The sequence below is a fragment of the Streptomyces sp. SudanB5_2050 genome, from assembly GCF_964272335.1.
Taxonomy (GTDB): Bacteria; Actinomycetota; Actinomycetes; order Streptomycetales; family Streptomycetaceae; genus Streptomyces; species Streptomyces rochei.
Window position 1 is genome coordinate 2,960,368 of sequence record NZ_OZ186760.1, and the last position, 15,486, is coordinate 2,975,853.

Annotated in this window: 12 protein-coding genes; 10 read left to right on the top strand and 2 right to left on the bottom strand. The window is 71.4% G+C overall.

The features are described from left to right. Window positions 1-12: 12 nt before the first annotated feature. The gene (locus tag ACFZP7_RS13165; RefSeq protein WP_030969577.1) at window positions 13-624 is read right to left on the bottom strand and encodes a TetR/AcrR family transcriptional regulator; all 612 of its coding nucleotides are present in this window, start codon (window positions 622-624) and stop codon (window positions 13-15) included. 106 nt (window positions 625-730) lie between these two features. On the opposite strand from ACFZP7_RS13165, the gene ACFZP7_RS13170 reads away from it, so the two are divergent. From ACFZP7_RS13170 to ACFZP7_RS13215, 10 genes are all read left to right on the top strand, one after another. Continuing rightward, complete coding sequence (locus ACFZP7_RS13170; RefSeq protein WP_031014305.1) at window positions 731-2,347, top strand: carboxyl transferase domain-containing protein; 1,617 nt, start codon at window positions 731-733, stop codon at window positions 2,345-2,347. Between the two features lie 25 nt (window positions 2,348-2,372). Continuing rightward, window positions 2,373-4,310 carry an acetyl-CoA carboxylase biotin carboxylase subunit gene (locus tag ACFZP7_RS13175; RefSeq protein WP_385638428.1) on the top strand — a complete coding sequence of 646 codons (1,938 nt, stop codon included), beginning with the start codon at window positions 2,373-2,375 and terminating at the stop codon, window positions 4,308-4,310. Continuing rightward, window positions 4,307-5,272, top strand: a complete 966-nt coding sequence (locus tag ACFZP7_RS13180) for a hydroxymethylglutaryl-CoA lyase (RefSeq protein ID WP_031014299.1) — start codon at window positions 4,307-4,309, stop codon at window positions 5,270-5,272. Before ACFZP7_RS13175 ends, ACFZP7_RS13180 begins: the two co-directional genes overlap by 4 nt. A gap of 5 nt (window positions 5,273-5,277) precedes the next feature. Next, window positions 5,278-6,438 (top strand): acyl-CoA dehydrogenase family protein, encoded by a 1,161-nt coding sequence (locus tag ACFZP7_RS13185; protein WP_385634483.1) that lies wholly within the window; start codon window positions 5,278-5,280, stop codon window positions 6,436-6,438. Window positions 6,439-6,561: 123 nt separating this feature from the next. Next, window positions 6,562-7,608 (top strand): ABC transporter substrate-binding protein, encoded by a 1,047-nt coding sequence (locus ACFZP7_RS13190; RefSeq protein WP_385634484.1) that lies wholly within the window; start codon window positions 6,562-6,564, stop codon window positions 7,606-7,608. 26 nt (window positions 7,609-7,634) lie between these two features. Next, a complete protein-coding gene (locus ACFZP7_RS13195; RefSeq protein WP_046249537.1) occupies window positions 7,635-8,495 on the top strand; it encodes a siderophore-interacting protein in 861 nt (286 codons plus the stop codon). Between the two features lie 183 nt (window positions 8,496-8,678). Beyond that, window positions 8,679-10,121: a lysine decarboxylase DesA gene (gene desA / locus ACFZP7_RS13200; RefSeq protein ID WP_385634485.1), complete on the top strand. Its 1,443-nt coding sequence runs from the start codon at window positions 8,679-8,681 to the stop codon at window positions 10,119-10,121. Further along, on the top strand, window positions 10,105-11,385 hold the full coding sequence (locus tag ACFZP7_RS13205) for a lysine N(6)-hydroxylase/L-ornithine N(5)-oxygenase family protein (RefSeq protein WP_046249536.1): 1,281 nt from the start codon (window positions 10,105-10,107) through the stop codon (window positions 11,383-11,385). The genes desA and ACFZP7_RS13205 overlap by 17 nt, the downstream gene beginning before the upstream one ends. Next, on the top strand, window positions 11,382-11,939 hold the full coding sequence (locus tag ACFZP7_RS13210; RefSeq protein ID WP_046249535.1) for a GNAT family N-acetyltransferase: 558 nt from the start codon (window positions 11,382-11,384) through the stop codon (window positions 11,937-11,939). Before ACFZP7_RS13205 ends, ACFZP7_RS13210 begins: the two co-directional genes overlap by 4 nt. Next, window positions 11,936-13,708: an IucA/IucC family siderophore biosynthesis protein gene (locus tag ACFZP7_RS13215; protein WP_125772897.1), complete on the top strand. Its 1,773-nt coding sequence runs from the start codon at window positions 11,936-11,938 to the stop codon at window positions 13,706-13,708. The genes ACFZP7_RS13210 and ACFZP7_RS13215 overlap by 4 nt, the downstream gene beginning before the upstream one ends. A 103-nt stretch (window positions 13,709-13,811) precedes the next feature. Here ACFZP7_RS13215 and ACFZP7_RS13220 read toward each other — a convergent pair whose 3' ends face one another. Further along, window positions 13,812-15,416 (bottom strand): beta-N-acetylhexosaminidase, encoded by a 1,605-nt coding sequence (locus ACFZP7_RS13220; RefSeq protein ID WP_385634486.1) that lies wholly within the window; start codon window positions 15,414-15,416, stop codon window positions 13,812-13,814. Window positions 15,417-15,486 lie beyond the last annotated feature (70 nt).

Below are 15,486 nucleotides of genomic sequence, written 5' to 3' on the forward strand. Positions count from 1 at the left end.
GCGCCGCCTCCCCTACTCCGCGGCCACCGCCGCGAACGCGCCCCGCGCCATCCGGTGCAGCAGCGCCGCCGTCACCGCGCGGCCCGGCAGGGAGCCGGGGCGGCCCAGGTGGGGGGTGGAGTTGAGGAGGCCGAAGACCGAGTGGACGGCCGAGCGGGCGCTCGGTTCCGGGACCGCCGGGTAGACCTGGCGCAGCACCCCGACCCACAGCTCGACGTACTGCCGCTGGAGCTGGCGGACCATCTTGCGGTCGGCGTCCCGGAGGCGGTCCAGCTCGCGGTCGTGCAGGGTGATGAGCGGGCGGTCGTCGAGCGCGAAGTCGATGTGACCCTCGATGAGCGAGTCGAGGACCGCCTCGGGACCCGTGTCGGAGCCGGCCACCCCGTCGGCCTCCGCCAGCCGCCGCTTCGCCCCGGTCAGCAGCGAGTCGCTGATCCCCACCAGCAGCTCGGCGAGCATCGCGTCCTTGCCGGCGAAGTGCCGGTAGAGGCCGGGGCCGCTGATGCCGACCGCGGCCCCTATCTCGTCGACGCCGACACCGTGGAACCCGCGCTCGGCGAAGAGCCGGGCGGCCTCCTTGAGGATCTGCTCGCGGCGGGTGGGGGCGTCGGTTCTGGTGGCCATGGGATCAATTCTAGACAGGGCGGTTAGCGGTCGTTAACCTGAGGGAAATGCGTTAACGCTCATTAACCGATCGACCGATCGACCCATCGGGTGAGGGGACCGCAGGATGCACGAGGCACCGGAGCTGACGACGGCGGCGGATCCCGCCTCCGAGGCCTTTCGGGCCAACGAGGAGGCGCACCGCGTCCTCGTGGAGGAGCTGCGCGCCAAGCTGGCGGCGGCCAGGCTCGGCGGCGGGGAGCGGGCCCGGGCCCGGCACACCGCCCGCGGCAAGCTGCTGCCGCGCGACCGCGTGGACACACTGCTCGACCCGGGCTCGCCGTTCCTGGAGCTGGCGCCGCTCGCGGCCGACGGGCTCTACGACGGGCAGGCCCCGGCCGCCGGTGTGATCGCCGGGATCGGCCGGGTGAGCGGCCGGGAGTGCGTGATCGTCGCCAACGACGCCACCGTCAAGGGCGGCACGTACTACCCCATGACGGTGAAGAAGCACCTGAGGGCGCAGGAGGTGGCGCTGGAGAACCGGCTGCCCTGCCTGTACCTGGTGGACTCCGGGGGTGCCTTCCTGCCGATGCAGGACGAGGTCTTCCCGGACCGCGAGCACTTCGGGCGGATCTTCTACAACCAGGCCCGGATGTCCGGCGCCGGCATCCCGCAGATCGCCGCCGTCCTCGGCTCCTGCACGGCGGGCGGGGCGTACGTCCCGGCGATGAGCGACGAGGCGGTGATCGTCCGCAATCAGGGCACGATCTTCCTGGGCGGCCCGCCGCTGGTGAAGGCGGCCACCGGCGAGGTGGTCACGGCGGAGGAGCTGGGCGGCGGCGAGGTGCACTCGCGGGTGTCCGGCGTGACCGACCACCTTGCGGAGGACGACGCGCACGCGCTCAGGATCGTGCGGCAGATCGTCTCCACCCTGCCCGAGCGCGGCCCGCTCCCCTGGGGCGTGGAGCCCGCCGTCGAGCCCAAGGTCGACCCGCAGCAGATGTCCGGCGTGGTCCCGGTCGACTCCCGCACCCCCTACGACGTCCGCGAGATCATCGCCCGGGTGGTGGACGGCTCCCGGTTCGCCGAGTTCAAGTCCGAGTACGGGCAGACGCTGGTCACCGGCTTCGCCCGCATCCACGGCCACCCGGTCGGCATCGTCGCCAACAACGGCATCCTGTTCGCCGAGTCGGCCCAGAAGGGCGCCCACTTCATCGAGCTGTGCGACCAGCGCGGCATCCCGCTGGTGTTCCTGCAGAACATCTCCGGCTTCATGGTCGGCAAGGACTACGAGGCGGGCGGCATCGCCAAGCACGGCGCCAAGATGGTGACGGCGGTGGCGTGCACGCGGGTGCCGAAGCTGACGGTGGTGGTCGGCGGGTCGTACGGCGCGGGGAACTACTCGATGTGCGGGCGGGCGTACTCGCCGCGCTTCCTGTGGATGTGGCCCAACGCCAAGATCTCCGTCATGGGCGGCGAGCAGGCCGCGTCCGTGCTGGCCACGGTCAAGCGGGACCAGCTGGAGGCCCGCGGCGAACAGTGGCCGGCCGAGGAGGAGGAGTCCTTCAAGGCGCCGATCCGCGCGCAGTACGAGCACCAGGGGAACGCCTACTACGCGACCGCCCGCCTGTGGGACGACGGGGTGATCGAGCCCGCCGACACCCGGCAGGTGCTGGGTCTGGCCCTGACCGCGTGTGCCAACGCGCCGCTGGGCGAGCCCCAGTTCGGCGTCTTCCGGATGTGAGGAGGGGACTTCGGTGGGGAGCCTGATGTTCGACACGGTGCTGGTGGCCAACCGCGGTGAGATCGCGGTGCGGGTCGTCCGGACCCTGCGCTCGATGGGCGTGCGCTCGGTGGCGGTCTTCTCCGACGCCGACGCGGACGCCCGGCACGTGCGGGAGGCCGACGAGGCGGTACGGATCGGCCCGGCGCCGGCGGCGGAGAGCTATCTGTCGGTCGAGCGGCTGCTGGAGGCCGCCGCCCGCACCGGCGCGCAGGCCGTCCACCCGGGGTACGGCTTCCTCGCCGAGAACGCCGGCTTCGCGCGGGCCTGCGAGGAGGCGGGGCTGGTCTTCATCGGGCCGCCCGCCGACGCCATCGCCCTGATGGGCGACAAGATCCGCGCCAAGGAGACGGTGAAGGCGGCCGGGGTGCCGGTGGTGCCGGGCTCCAGCGGCAGCGGTCTGACGGACGCGCAGCTCGTGGACGCCGCCCGCGAGATCGGGACGCCGGTGCTGCTCAAGCCGTCGGCCGGCGGGGGCGGCAAGGGCATGCGGCTGGTGCGGGACGCGGCCGTGCTCGCCGACGAGATCGCCGCCGCCCGCCGCGAGGCCCGCGCCTCCTTCGGCGACGACACGCTGCTGGTGGAGCGGTGGATCGACCGGCCCCGGCACATCGAGATCCAGGTCCTGGCCGACGGCCACGGCAACGTGGTCCACCTGGGCGAGCGCGAGTGCTCGCTCCAACGGCGCCACCAGAAGGTCATCGAGGAGGCGCCGAGCGTCCTGCTCGACGAGGCGACCCGGGCCGCGATGGGCGAGGCGGCCGTGCAGGCGGCCCGCTCCTGCGGCTACCGGGGCGCGGGCACGGTGGAGTTCATCGTGCCGGGCAACGACCCGTCTTCGTACTACTTCATGGAGATGAACACCCGCCTCCAGGTGGAGCACCCGGTGACCGAACTGGTCACGGGCCTGGACCTGGTGGAGTGGCAGCTGCGGGTGGCGGCGGGCGAGCAGCTGGGCTTCGCGCAGCGGGACGTACGGCTGACCGGGCACGCGATCGAGGCCCGCCTGTGCGCCGAGGACCCGGCGCGCGGCTTCCTCCCCTCCGGCGGCACGGTGCTGCGCCTGCACGAGCCCGAGGGCGACGGCGTGCGCACCGACTCCGGGCTCAGCGAGGGCACCGAGGTCGGCAGCCTCTACGACCCGATGCTGTCCAAGGTGATCGCCTACGGCCCCGACCGCGCCACCGCCCTGCGCAAGCTCCGGGCGGCCCTGGCCCGGACGGTGACGCTGGGCGTGCAGACCAACGCCGGGTTCCTGCGCCGGCTGCTCGCGCACCCGGCGGTGGTGGCCGGCGAGCTGGACACCGGGCTGGTGGAGCGCGAGGTCGACGGCCTGGTCTCCCTCGACGTACCGGAGGAGGTCTACGAGGCGGCGGCGGCCGTACGGCTGGACGCGCTGCGTCCGCGCGGGGACGGCTGGACGGACCCGTTCTCGGTGCCGAACGGCTGGCGCATGGGCGGCGAGCCGAAGCCGGTCGCCTTCCACCTGCGGGCGACGGGACACGAGCCCGTCACTCACACCCCGCGCGGCACCCACACCGTCACCGAGGACCGCGTGTCGGTGACGCTGGACGGCGTCCGGCACACCTTCCACCGCGGCGCCGACTGGCTGGGCCGCGACGGCGACGCCTGGCAGGTGCGCGACCACGACCCGGTCGCCGCCTCCCTCACCGGCGCCGCCCACGCGGGCGCCGACTCGCTGACCGCGCCGATGCCGGGCACGGTGACGGTGGTCAAGGTGGCCGTCGGCGACGAGGTGAGCGCCGGGCAGAGCCTGCTGGTGGTGGAGGCGATGAAGATGGAGCACGTCATCTCCGCCCCGCACGCGGGCACGGTCGCCGAGCTGGACGTGGCGCCGGGCACGACCGTCGCCATGGACCAGGTGCTCGCGGTCATCGCCCCGGTGGAGGAGGAGACGTCGTGAACGCCCCCGAGCTGGGCCTGCCCATGGCCGTACCGGCCGAAGGACTGCCCGCCCGCGTCCGCATCCACGAGGTGGGCGCGCGCGACGGCCTCCAGAACGAGAAGGCGACCGTGCCGGTGGAGGTGAAGGCGGAGTTCGTCCGCCGCCTGGCCGGCACGGGCCTGACCACCATCGAGGCGACGAGCTTCGTGCACCCCAAGTGGGTGCCGCAGCTGGCGGACGCGGAGGAGCTGTTCCCCGCCGTCGCCGACCTGCCGGTCGAGCTGCCCGTCCTGGTGCCGAACGAGCGCGGCCTGGACCGGGCGCTCGCGCTCGGCGCCCGCCGCGTCGCGGTCTTCGCCAGCGCCACGGAGTCCTTCGCCAAGGCCAACCTGAACCGCACGGTGGACGAGGCGCTGGCCATGTTCGAGCCGGTGGTGGCGCGGGCGAAGGACGCGGACGTGCACGTCCGGGGCTACCTCTCGATGTGCTTCGGCGACCCGTGGGAGGGTCCGGTCCCCGTCGAGCAGGTGGTGAAGGTGTGCCGGGCCCTGCGGGAGATGGGCTGCGACGAGCTGAGCCTCGGCGACACCATCGGGGTGGCGACCCCGGGGCACGTCAGCGCCCTGCTCACCGCGCTGACCGACGCCGGCGTTCCCGTGGAGACGCTCGGCGTGCACTTCCACGACACGTACGGCCAGGCCCTCGCCAACACGTACGAGGCCCTGCGCCACGGCGTGACGACCGTCGACGCCTCCGCGGGCGGACTGGGCGGCTGCCCCTACGCGAAGTCCGCCACCGGGAACCTCGCCACCGAAGACCTCGTGTGGATGCTGCGCGGCCTCGGCATCGACACCGGGGTCGACCTCGGCTCTCTCGTCGCCACCAGCGTCTGGATGGCCGCCCACCTGGGCCGACCCAGCCCGTCCCGCACCGTCCGGGCCCTCGCGGGCCCGGGCGACGACTCCGACCAGGAGAAGTGACATCCATGGACCACAAGCTCTCCCCCGAACTCGAGGAACTCCGCCGCACGGTGGAGGAGTTCGCCCACGACGTCGTGGCACCCAAGATCGGCGACTTCTACGAGCGGCACGAGTTCCCGTACGAGATCGTCCGGGAGATGGGCCGCATGGGCCTGTTCGGCCTGCCCTTCCCGGAGGAGTACGGCGGCATGGGCGGCGACTACCTCGCGCTCGGCATCGCCCTGGAGGAGCTGGCCCGCGTCGACTCGTCGGTGGCCATCACGCTGGAGGCGGGCGTCTCGCTGGGCGCGATGCCGGTCCACCTGTTCGGCACCGAGGAGCAGAAGCGCGAGTGGCTGCCCCGGCTCTGCTCCGGGGAGATCCTGGGCGCCTTCGGCCTGACCGAGCCGGACGGCGGCTCGGACGCGGGCGCGACGCGGACGACGGCCCGCCTGGACGAGACGACCGGCGAGTGGGTGATCAACGGCACCAAGTGCTTCATCACCAACTCGGGCACCGACATCACCGGTCTGGTGACGGTCACGGCGGTCACCGGACGCAAGCCCGACGGCCGTCCCCTGATCTCGTCGATCATCGTGCCGTCCGGCACCCCGGGCTTCACGGTGGCCGCCCCGTACTCGAAGGTCGGCTGGAACGCGTCGGACACCCGTGAGCTGTCCTTCGCCGACGTCCGGGTCCCGGCGGCGAACCTGCTGGGCGAGGAGGGCCGCGGGTACGCGCAGTTCCTGCGCATCCTCGACGAGGGCCGGATCGCCATCGCCGCGCTGGGCACGGGCCTGGCGCAGGGCTGCGTGGACGAGTCGGTGAAGTACGCGAAGGAGCGGCACGCCTTCGGCCGGCCCATCGGCGCCAACCAGGCCATCCAGTTCAAGATCGCCGACATGGAGATGAAGGCCCACACCTCCCGTCTCGCCTGGCGCGACGCGGCCTCCCGGCTGGTGGCGGGCGAGCCGTTCAAGAAGGAGGCGGCGCTGGCGAAGCTGTACTCGTCGACGGTGGCGGTGGACAACGCCCGGGACGCGACGCAGATCCACGGCGGATACGGCTTCATGAACGAGTACCCGGTGGCGCGCATGTGGCGGGACTCGAAGATCCTGGAGATCGGCGAGGGCACCAGCGAGGTCCAGCGGATGCTGATCGCACGGGAGTTGGGCCTGGCCGGCTAGGTCCGGGGGGGGGCGGGGCGGGGCAGGTCACAGCCCCGCCCTCTGGACATGATCTGAGGTTAGGCTAACCTACCTTCGAACTTGTCCAGCGGAGGCTCCGCACCGTTCGAAAGCAGCCACACCATGCCCAACGCCAGCGCTACCCACCTCACCCGCCGCGGAATCCTCGCCGCGGGCGGCGCACTCGGCCTCGGCGCCGTGCTCACGGCCTGCGGTGACGACGACGCGAAAAGCGGTGGCTCCGGCGACGGGACGGCCGCCGCCAAGTCCGGCCCCTGGTCCTTCAAGGACGACCGCGGCAAGACCGTGGAGCTGGACAAGGTGCCGGCGAACATCGTCGCCTTCACCGGCGTCGCCGCCGCCCTTTGGGACTACGGCGTCCAGGTCAAGGGCGTCTTCGGTCCGACCACCACCAAGGACGGCAAGCCCGACGTCCAGGCCGGCGACATCGACGTCGACAAGGTCACCGTGCTCGGCAACGAGTGGGGCAAGCTCAACGTCGAGAAGTACGCCGCCCTCGCCCCCGAACTGCTCGTCACCACGACGTTCGACACGGCGGGCACCCTGTGGTCCGTCCCCGAGGAGTCCAAGGACAAGATCGCCAAGCTGGCTCCCAGCGTCGCGATCTCCGTCTTCGACCGCCAGCTCACCCAGCCGCTCCAGCGCATGTGGGAGCTGGCCGAGTCGCTCGGCGCCGACATGAAGGCGAAGAAGGTCACCGACGCCAAGGCGGCCTTCGAGAAGGCCGCGGCCCGGCTGCGCGCCGCCGCGAAGGCCAAGCCCGAGATCAGGGTGCTGGCCGGTTCGGCCAGCGCCGAGCTGTTCTACGTCTCCGGCACCAACCTCTCGGTCGACCTGGAGTACTTCAAGGCCCTCGGCGTGAACTTCGTCGAGCCCTCGGAGGAGGCCAAGAAGGCGACCGGCGGCTGGTTCGAGTCCCTGAGCTGGGAGAACGTCGACAAGTACCCGGCCGACGTCATCATCATGGACGACCGCGCCTCCACCATCCAGCCCGCGGACATCACCGAGGGCACCTGGAAGCAGCTCCCCCCGGTCAAGGCCGGCCAGGTCATCGCCCGCTCCCCCGAGCCGATCCTGTCCTACGACAAGTGCACGCCGCTCCTCGACAACCTGGCCGAGGCGATCGAGAACGCCAAGAAGGTCGGCTGACCCTCCCCTCTCCCCCGGAGCCCTCCATGACGACGGCCGTGGCCGCCCCGTTCCGTTTCTTCTCCCTCCAGGTCGTACGGACGAGGCGGCTCGGCCCGTCCCTGGCCCGGGTCACCTTCGCGGGCCCCGACCTGCACGCCTTCCACTCCGACGGACAGGACCAGTCCCTGTCGCTGTTCCTGCCGCACCCGGGGCAGGCGGAGCCCGCCGTCCCCGTCGAACTGGGGGACGGCTGGTGGCAGGGCTGGCGTGAACTGCCCGACGACGTACGGGCGGTGATGCGCTCGTACACGCTCCGGGCGCTGCGCCGGGACGCCGACGGGCACACCGCGGAGATCGACATCGACTTCGTGCTCCACGGCGTCGAACCGGACTCGCCGGTCCAGGCGGGCCCCGCCGCCCGCTGGGCTGCCGACGCCGCCCCCGGCGACCGCGTCGTCCTGCTCGGCCCGGCGGTCGCGGACAACCGGGCGATCCGGTTCCGCCCGCCCGAGGACACCGACCTGGTGGTGATCTGGGGCGACGAGACCGCCGTTCCGGCCGCCTGCGCCATCGTCGAGTCCCTGCCGGCCGGCACCCGCGCCCGGGTCTGGCTGGAGGTGCCGCACGCCGAGGACGTACAGGAGCTGAAGACCGCGGCGGACGCCGAGGTCACCTGGCTGGTCAAGGACGCGGCCGGCGGACCCGAGGCCACCCTCGCCACCCTCCGCGCGGCCGAACTGCCGCCCGCCGGGCACCCCTACGTCTGGATCGCCGGCGAGTCCGGCTGCGTCAAGCTGCTGCGCCGGCACTTCGTCGGCGAACGCGGCATCGACCGCCGCCGCGTCACCTTCGTCGGCTACTGGCGTCAGGGCCTGACGGAGGAACAGCTCCGCGAGCAGGGCTGACGCTCCGCGCTCCCGCCGACGCCCCAACTCACCCTCCGTGACGTACCGATGGGGCGTGAGTGACGGCAGTCACGTAGCGGCATGCGTGTGATCGATCAAAATTAGGTTAGGCTAACCTAAGTCGAAGTCAGGGCTCCGCCCTCTCCCGTCCCTCTCGGACCGTCCCCACCGGAGGACCCCCACATGCGCTCGCACCTGCTCAACGACGCCACCGCGGAGCAGTACCGCCGCTCGGTGACCGAAGGAGTCGAGCGGGTGGCCGCCAAACTCGCCGCCACCGACCGTCCGTTCACCGGCGTCACGGTCGACGCCCTCTCCCCCCGCATCGACGAGATCGACCTCGACAAGCCGCTGCACGACACGGCCGCGGTCCTCGACGAGCTGGAGGACGTCTACCTCCGCGACGCCGTCTACTTCCACCACCCCCGCTACCTCGCCCACCTCAACTGCCCGGTCGTGATCCCGGCGGTGCTCGGCGAGGCGGTCCTCTCCGCGGTCAACTCCTCCCTGGACACCTGGGACCAGTCGGCCGGCGGCACGCTGATCGAGCGGAAACTGATCGACTGGACCTGCGCCCGCATCGGCCTCGGCCCGGCGGCCGACGGCGTGTTCACCTCCGGCGGCACCCAGTCCAACCTCCAGGCCCTGCTGCTGGCCCGCGAGGAGGCCAAGACCGACTCCCTCGCGAAACTGCGGATCTTCACCTCCGAGGTCAGCCACTTCAGCGTGAAGAAGTCCGCGAAACTGCTCGGCCTCGGCCCCGACGCCGTCGTGTCGGTCCCCGTCGACCACGACAAGCGCATGCAGACCGTCGCCCTCGCCCGTGAGCTGGAGCGCTGCGCGAAGGACGGCCTGGTCCCCATGGCCGTCGTCGCCACCGGCGGCACCACCGACTTCGGCTCCATCGACCCGCTCCCGGAGATCGCCGGACTGTGCGAGCAGTACGGCGTGTGGATGCACGTGGACGCGGCCTACGGCTGCGGGCTGCTCGCCTCCCTGAAGTACCGGGACCGCATCGCCGGCATCGAGCGCGCCGACTCGGTCACCGTGGACTACCACAAGTCCTTCTTCCAGCCTGTGAGTTCCTCTGCCGTGCTGGTCCGGGACGCGGCCACCCTGCGCCACGCCACCTACCACGCGGAGTACCTCAACCCGCGCCGCATGGTGCAGGAACGTATCCCCAACCAGGTGGACAAGTCCCTCCAGACCACCCGCCGCTTCGACGCGCTCAAGCTGTGGATGACGCTGCGCGTGATGGGCGCCGACGGCATCGGCGAACTCTTCGACGAGGTCTGCGACCTGGCCGCCGAGGGCTGGAAGCTGCTCGCCGCCGACCCGCGCTACGACGTCGTGGTCCAGCCGTCCCTGTCCACCCTGGTCTTCCGCTACATACCGGCGGCCGTCACCGACCCCGCCGAGATCGACCGCGCCAACCTGTACGCCCGCAAGGCCCTGTTCGCCTCCGGCGACGCCGTGGTCGCGGGCACCAAGGTGGCCGGGCGCCACTACCTGAAGTTCACCCTGCTCAACCCCGAGACGACCACGGCCGACATCGCCGCCGTCCTCGATCTGATCGCCGGCCACGCCGAGCAGTACCTGGGAGAGTCCCTTGACCGCGCTTCCTGAAGCCAGTGCCCCGTACGACTTCGTGGGGATCGGCCTCGGCCCCTTCAACCTCGGTCTGGCCTGTCTGACCGAGCCCATCGCCGAGCTGAACGGCGTCTTCCTGGAGTCCAAGCCGGACTTCGAGTGGCACGCCGGGATGTTCCTGGACGGCGCCCATCTCCAGACCCCGTTCATGTCGGACCTGGTCACCCTGGCCGACCCGACGTCCCCGTACTCCTTCCTCAACTACCTGAAGGAGAAGGGCCGGCTCTACTCGTTCTACATCCGGGAGAACTTCTACCCGCTGCGCGTCGAGTACGACGACTACTGCCGCTGGGCCGCGAACAGACTGAGCAGCGTCCGCTTCTCCACGACCGTCACCGAGGTGACGTACGACGAGACGGACGAGCTGTACGTCGTCGCCACCACCTCCGGCGACACCTACCGCGCCCGCCGCCTGGTCCTCGGCACCGGCACCCCGCCGCACATCCCCGACGCCTGCCGGGGCCTGGCCGGCGACTTCATCCACAACTCCCGCTATGTGCAGCACCGGGCGGAGCTGGTGAAGAAGAAGTCGATCACGCTGGTCGGCAGCGGCCAGTCCGCCGCCGAGATCTACCACGACCTGCTCGGCGAGATCGACGTCCACGGCTACCGGCTGAACTGGGTGACCCGCTCCCCGCGCTTCTTCCCCCTCGAATACACCAAGCTCACCCTGGAGATGACCTCCCCGGAGTACGTGGACTACTACCACGCCCTTCCGGAGGACACCCGCTACCGCCTCACCGCCGAGCAGAAGGGCCTGTTCAAGGGCATCGACGGCGACCTGATCAACGAGATCTTCGACCTGCTCTACCAGAAGAAGCTCGGCGGCCCGGTCCCCACCCGCCTGCTCACCAACTCGGCGCTGACCGACGCCCGGTACGCGGACGGCACGTACACGCTCGGCTTCCGCCAGGAGGAGCAGGGCACCGACTTCGAGATCGAGACCGAGGGCCTGATCCTGGCCACCGGCTACCGGTACACCGAGCCGGAGTTCCTCAAGCCCGTCCGCGACCGGCTGCGCTACGACTCCCGGGGCAACCTGGACGTCGCCCGCAACTACGCCGTCGACGTCACCGGCGGCGGGGTGTTCCTGCAGAACGCGGGTGTCCACACGCACAGCATCACCAGCCCCGATCTGGGCATGGGTGCCTACCGCAACAGCTACATCATCCGAGAGCTGCTCGGCACCGAGTACTACCCGGTCGAGAAGACGATCGCGTTCCAGGAGTTCAGCGCATGAGCACCACCACCCCCACGGCCGCCGGCATCGGCGCGCTCACCCTCCGTCCCCTCGACCCGCTGAAGGACGCCGTGCTGCTGCACAGCTGGGTCACGCACCCGAAGTCGGCGTTCTGGATGATGCAGGACGCGAGCCTGGTGGACGTCGAGCGGGCCTACATGGAGATAGCCGCCGACGAGCACCACCACGCCTACGTCGGCCTGCACGACGGCGTCCCCGCCTTCCTGATGGAGAAGTACGACCCCGCCCACCGCGAGCTGGTCGGCCTGTACGAGCCCGAGCCGGGCGACGTCGGCATGCACTTCCTGGTCGCCCCCACCGACCGGCCCCTGCACGGCTTCACCCGCGCCGTGATCACCGCCGTGATGACCGAGCTGTTCGCCGACCCGGCGACCGCCCGCGTCGTCGTCGAGCCGGACGTGGACAACAAGGCCGTCCACGCCCTGAACGCGGCCGTCGGATTCGTGCCCGAGCGCGAGATCCAGAAGCCGGAGAAGAAGGCGTTGCTGAGCTTCTGCACCCGCGAGCAGTTCGAGAAGGCGGTGTCCGCATGAGCCTCGCCGACGCCGTGGCCCACCTGACCCCCGAACGCTGGGAGCAGGCCAACCGGCTGCTGATCCGCAAGGCCCTGGCCGAGTTCACCCACGAGCGGCTGATCACGCCGGAGCGGTCCGCGGGCGACGCGTACGTCGTCCGCTCCGACGACGGCACGACCGAGTACCGCTTCACCGCCACCGTCCGCGCCCTGGACCACTGGCAGGTGGACGCCGCCTCGATCACCCGCCACCGCGACGGCTCCGAGCTGCCGCTCGCGGCGCTGGACTTCTTCATCGAGCTGAAGGAGTCGCTGGGCCTGAGCGACGAGATCCTGCCGGTCTACCTGGAGGAGATCTCCTCCACCCTCTCCGGCACCTGCTACAAGCTCACCAAGCCGAAGCTCACCTCGGCCGAGCTGGCACAGAGCGGCTTCCAGGCCGTCGAGACCGGCATGACCGAGGGCCACCCCTGCTTCGTCGCCAACAACGGGCGGCTCGGCTTCGGCATCCACGAGTACCTGTCGTACGCCCCGGAGACCGCGAGCCCCGTCCGGCTGGTGTGGCTGGCCGCGCACCGCTCGCGGGCGGCGTTCACCGCCGGCGTCGGCATCGAGTACGAGTCCTTCGTCCGCGACGAACTGGGCGAGGCGACCGTCGACCGGTTCCACGGCGTGCTGCGCGAGCGCGGCCTGGACCCGGCCGACTACCTCTTCATCCCGGTCCACCCCTGGCAGTGGTGGAACAAGCTCACCGTCACCTTCGCCGCCGAGGTCGCCCGCGGGCATCTGGTCTGCCTCGGCGAGGGCGACGACGAGTACCTGGCCCAGCAGTCCATCCGCACCTTCTTCAACACCTCGCACCCCGAGAAGCACTATGTGAAGACGGCCCTGTCCGTCCTCAACATGGGCTTCATGCGCGGTCTGTCGGCCGCGTACATGGAGGCGACGCCGGCCATCAACGACTGGCTCGCCCAGCTCATCGAGTCGGACCCGGTGCTGAAGTCGACGGGCCTGTCGATCATCCGGGAGCGCGCGGCCGTCGGCTACCGGCACCTGGAGTACGAGCAGGCCACCGACCGCTACTCGCCCTACCGCAAGATGCTGGCGGCGCTGTGGCGGGAGAGCCCCGTCCCGTCCCTCCAGGACGGCGAGACCCTCGCCACCATGGCCTCCCTGGTCCACGTCGACCACGAGGGCGCCTCCTTCGCGGGCGCGCTGATCGAGCGGTCCGGGCTCGCGCCCACCGAGTGGCTGCGGCACTACCTGCGGGCCTACTTCGTCCCGCTGCTGCACAGCTTCTACGCCTACGACCTGGTGTACATGCCGCACGGCGAGAACGTGATCCTGGTCCTGGAGGACGGGGTGGTGCGGCGCGCGGTCTACAAGGACATCGCCGAGGAGATCGCGGTGATGGACCCGGACGCGGTGCTGCCGCCGGAGGTCTCCCGGATCGCCGTGGAGGTCCCGGAGGACAAGAAGCTCCTGTCCATCTTCACGGACGTCTTCGACTGCTTCTTCCGCTTCCTCGCCGCCAACCTCGCCGAGGAGGGGATCCTCGAGGAGGACGCCTTCTGGCGGACGGTCGCGGAGGTCACCCGGGAGTACCAGGAGTCGGTGCCGGAGCTGGCCGAGAAGTTCGACCGGTACGACATGTTCGCGCCCGAGTTCGCGCTGTCCTGCCTCAACCGGCTCCAGCTGCGCGACAACCGGCAGATGGTGGACCTCGCGGACCCGTCCGGCGCGCTCCAGCTCATCGGCACCCTGAAGAACCCCATCGCGGGCCTCTGAAGCGGCCCCGCACGGACGGGCGGGCACCCCGGAGACGGTCCTCCGGGGTGCCCGTCGGGTTTTCCCCCCTCCTGGCCGGTGAGCCGGTCAGTCGGTCAGTCGGTCAGTCGGTCCAGGGCACCTGGGGCGACCGGTAGTAGTCGATGCCCAGCGCCTCCCAGCGCGGGGCCTGAGCGGCGAGCCGCACCCGGTAGGTGTCCCAGTCGTGCGCGGCCGCCGGCGACCAGCCCAGCTCGGCCACCCCCGGCAGCCTCGGGAAGGCCATGAAGTCCAGCTGGTCCGGGGTCTCAAGGGTCTCCGTCCACATCGGCGCCTCGACGCCGCGCACCGCGGTCTCCGGCACGCCCGGCAGATAGGCGGCCGGGTCCCAGTCGTAGGACCGCCGCACCTCCACGTGGCCCGCCCAGTCGAGTCCCAGCGGGGTGTCCTCGTCGTACTTCATGTCCAGGTACGTCCGGTCGGCCGGGGAGAGGATCAGCCCGGTGCCGTTCCGCGCGGCCTCGGCGACCTGCGCCTTCTCCGCGTCGTCGGTGCGGTCCAGACCCCAGTACTGGACGAGGGCGCCCTCGGCCGGGTTCGCGCCGGCCAGCTGGTGCCAGCCGATGACCGTCTTGCCGTGCTCGGCGACGATCGGCTGCACGCGGTCCATGAACCTCACGAAGTCCTCGTGCGGCGTGGAGTGCGCCTCGTCGCCGCCGATGTGGAAGTAGCGGCCCGGGGTGAGCGCGGCCAGCTCGCGCACCACGTCGTCCACGAAGTCGTACGTGACCTCCTTGTCCACGCACAGCGTGCTGAAGCCGACCTCGATGCCGGTGTACAGCGGGGGTGCCACGCCGTCGCAGTTCAGCTCGGCGTAGGAGGCCAGGGCCGCGTTGGTGTGGCCGGGCATGTCGATCTCGGGGACGACCTCCAGGTGGCGGGAGGCGGCGTAGCGGACGATCTCCCGGTAGTCGTCCTTGGTGTAGTGGCCGCCGGGGCCGCCGCCGGCCTCGGTGGAGCCGCCGTACGTCGCCAGGCGCGGCCAGGAGTCGATGGCGATGCGCCAGCCCTGGTCGTCGCTGAGGTGCAGGTGGAGCTTGTTGTACTTGTAGAGGGCGACGCGGTCGATGTAACGCTTGACCTCGTCGACGGTGAAGAAGTGGCGGGAGACGTCCAGCATCGCGCCGCGCCAGCCGTAGCGCGGGCGGTCCTCGATGGTGCCGCCCGCGACCAGCCAGGGGCCGGGCTGCACGGAGTCCTTCTCCACGGCGGCGGGCAGCAGCTGACGCAGGGTCTGGACCCCGTGGAAGAGTCCGGCGGCCTCGCCCGCGGTGATGGTGACCCCGTCCCGGCCGCTGTCGAGGCGGTACCCCTCCGCGCCGTACGGGCCCTCGGCCAGGCGCAGCCGTATGCCGCCCGCGCCCCGGTCGGTGACGGGCAGCGGGTAGCCGGTGGAGGGGCGCAGCAGCTCCGCGAGGTAGTCGCCGACCCGCCGGGCGTCGGGCGAGCCGTCCACGCGGATGTGCGTGCCGCGGGTGACGCGGTACGGGGCGCCGCCGGGCTCGACGGAGGCGGGGGCCGGGATCACCCGGTCCAGGGGGGTCGGCGCGGCCCGCGGGGCGGACGAGGCGCTGGTGGTGAAGGCGCCGGCCGCCGTCACCAGCAGCAGGGTGCCCAGCAGCCGGGTCAGTCGGGGAGTCGTGCTGTGGTGCCGTCGGTGAGGTCTCACGTGCGCTCCCTTCACGATGGGTCCAGACCACTCTCCCGTACCGCCGCCCCGCGCAGAAGCGATGGAACAA

What these genes read in the sequence shown, in the direction of transcription:
- ACFZP7_RS13165 (WP_030969577.1), bottom strand. Translation starts at nt 624, where the DNA reads ATGGCCACCAGAACCGACGCCCCCACCCGCCGCGAGCAGATCCTCAAG.
- ACFZP7_RS13170 (WP_031014305.1), top strand. Translation starts at nt 731, where the DNA reads ATGCACGAGGCACCGGAGCTGACGACGGCGGCGGATCCCGCCTCCGAG.
- ACFZP7_RS13175 (WP_385638428.1), top strand. Translation starts at nt 2,373, where the DNA reads ATGTTCGACACGGTGCTGGTGGCCAACCGCGGTGAGATCGCGGTGCGG.
- ACFZP7_RS13185 (WP_385634483.1), top strand. Translation starts at nt 5,278, where the DNA reads ATGGACCACAAGCTCTCCCCCGAACTCGAGGAACTCCGCCGCACGGTG.
- ACFZP7_RS13190 (WP_385634484.1), top strand. Translation starts at nt 6,562, where the DNA reads ATGCCCAACGCCAGCGCTACCCACCTCACCCGCCGCGGAATCCTCGCC.
- ACFZP7_RS13195 (WP_046249537.1), top strand. Translation starts at nt 7,635, where the DNA reads ATGACGACGGCCGTGGCCGCCCCGTTCCGTTTCTTCTCCCTCCAGGTC.
- desA (WP_385634485.1), top strand. Translation starts at nt 8,679, where the DNA reads ATGCGCTCGCACCTGCTCAACGACGCCACCGCGGAGCAGTACCGCCGC.
- ACFZP7_RS13210 (WP_046249535.1), top strand. Translation starts at nt 11,382, where the DNA reads ATGAGCACCACCACCCCCACGGCCGCCGGCATCGGCGCGCTCACCCTC.
- ACFZP7_RS13215 (WP_125772897.1), top strand. Translation starts at nt 11,936, where the DNA reads ATGAGCCTCGCCGACGCCGTGGCCCACCTGACCCCCGAACGCTGGGAG.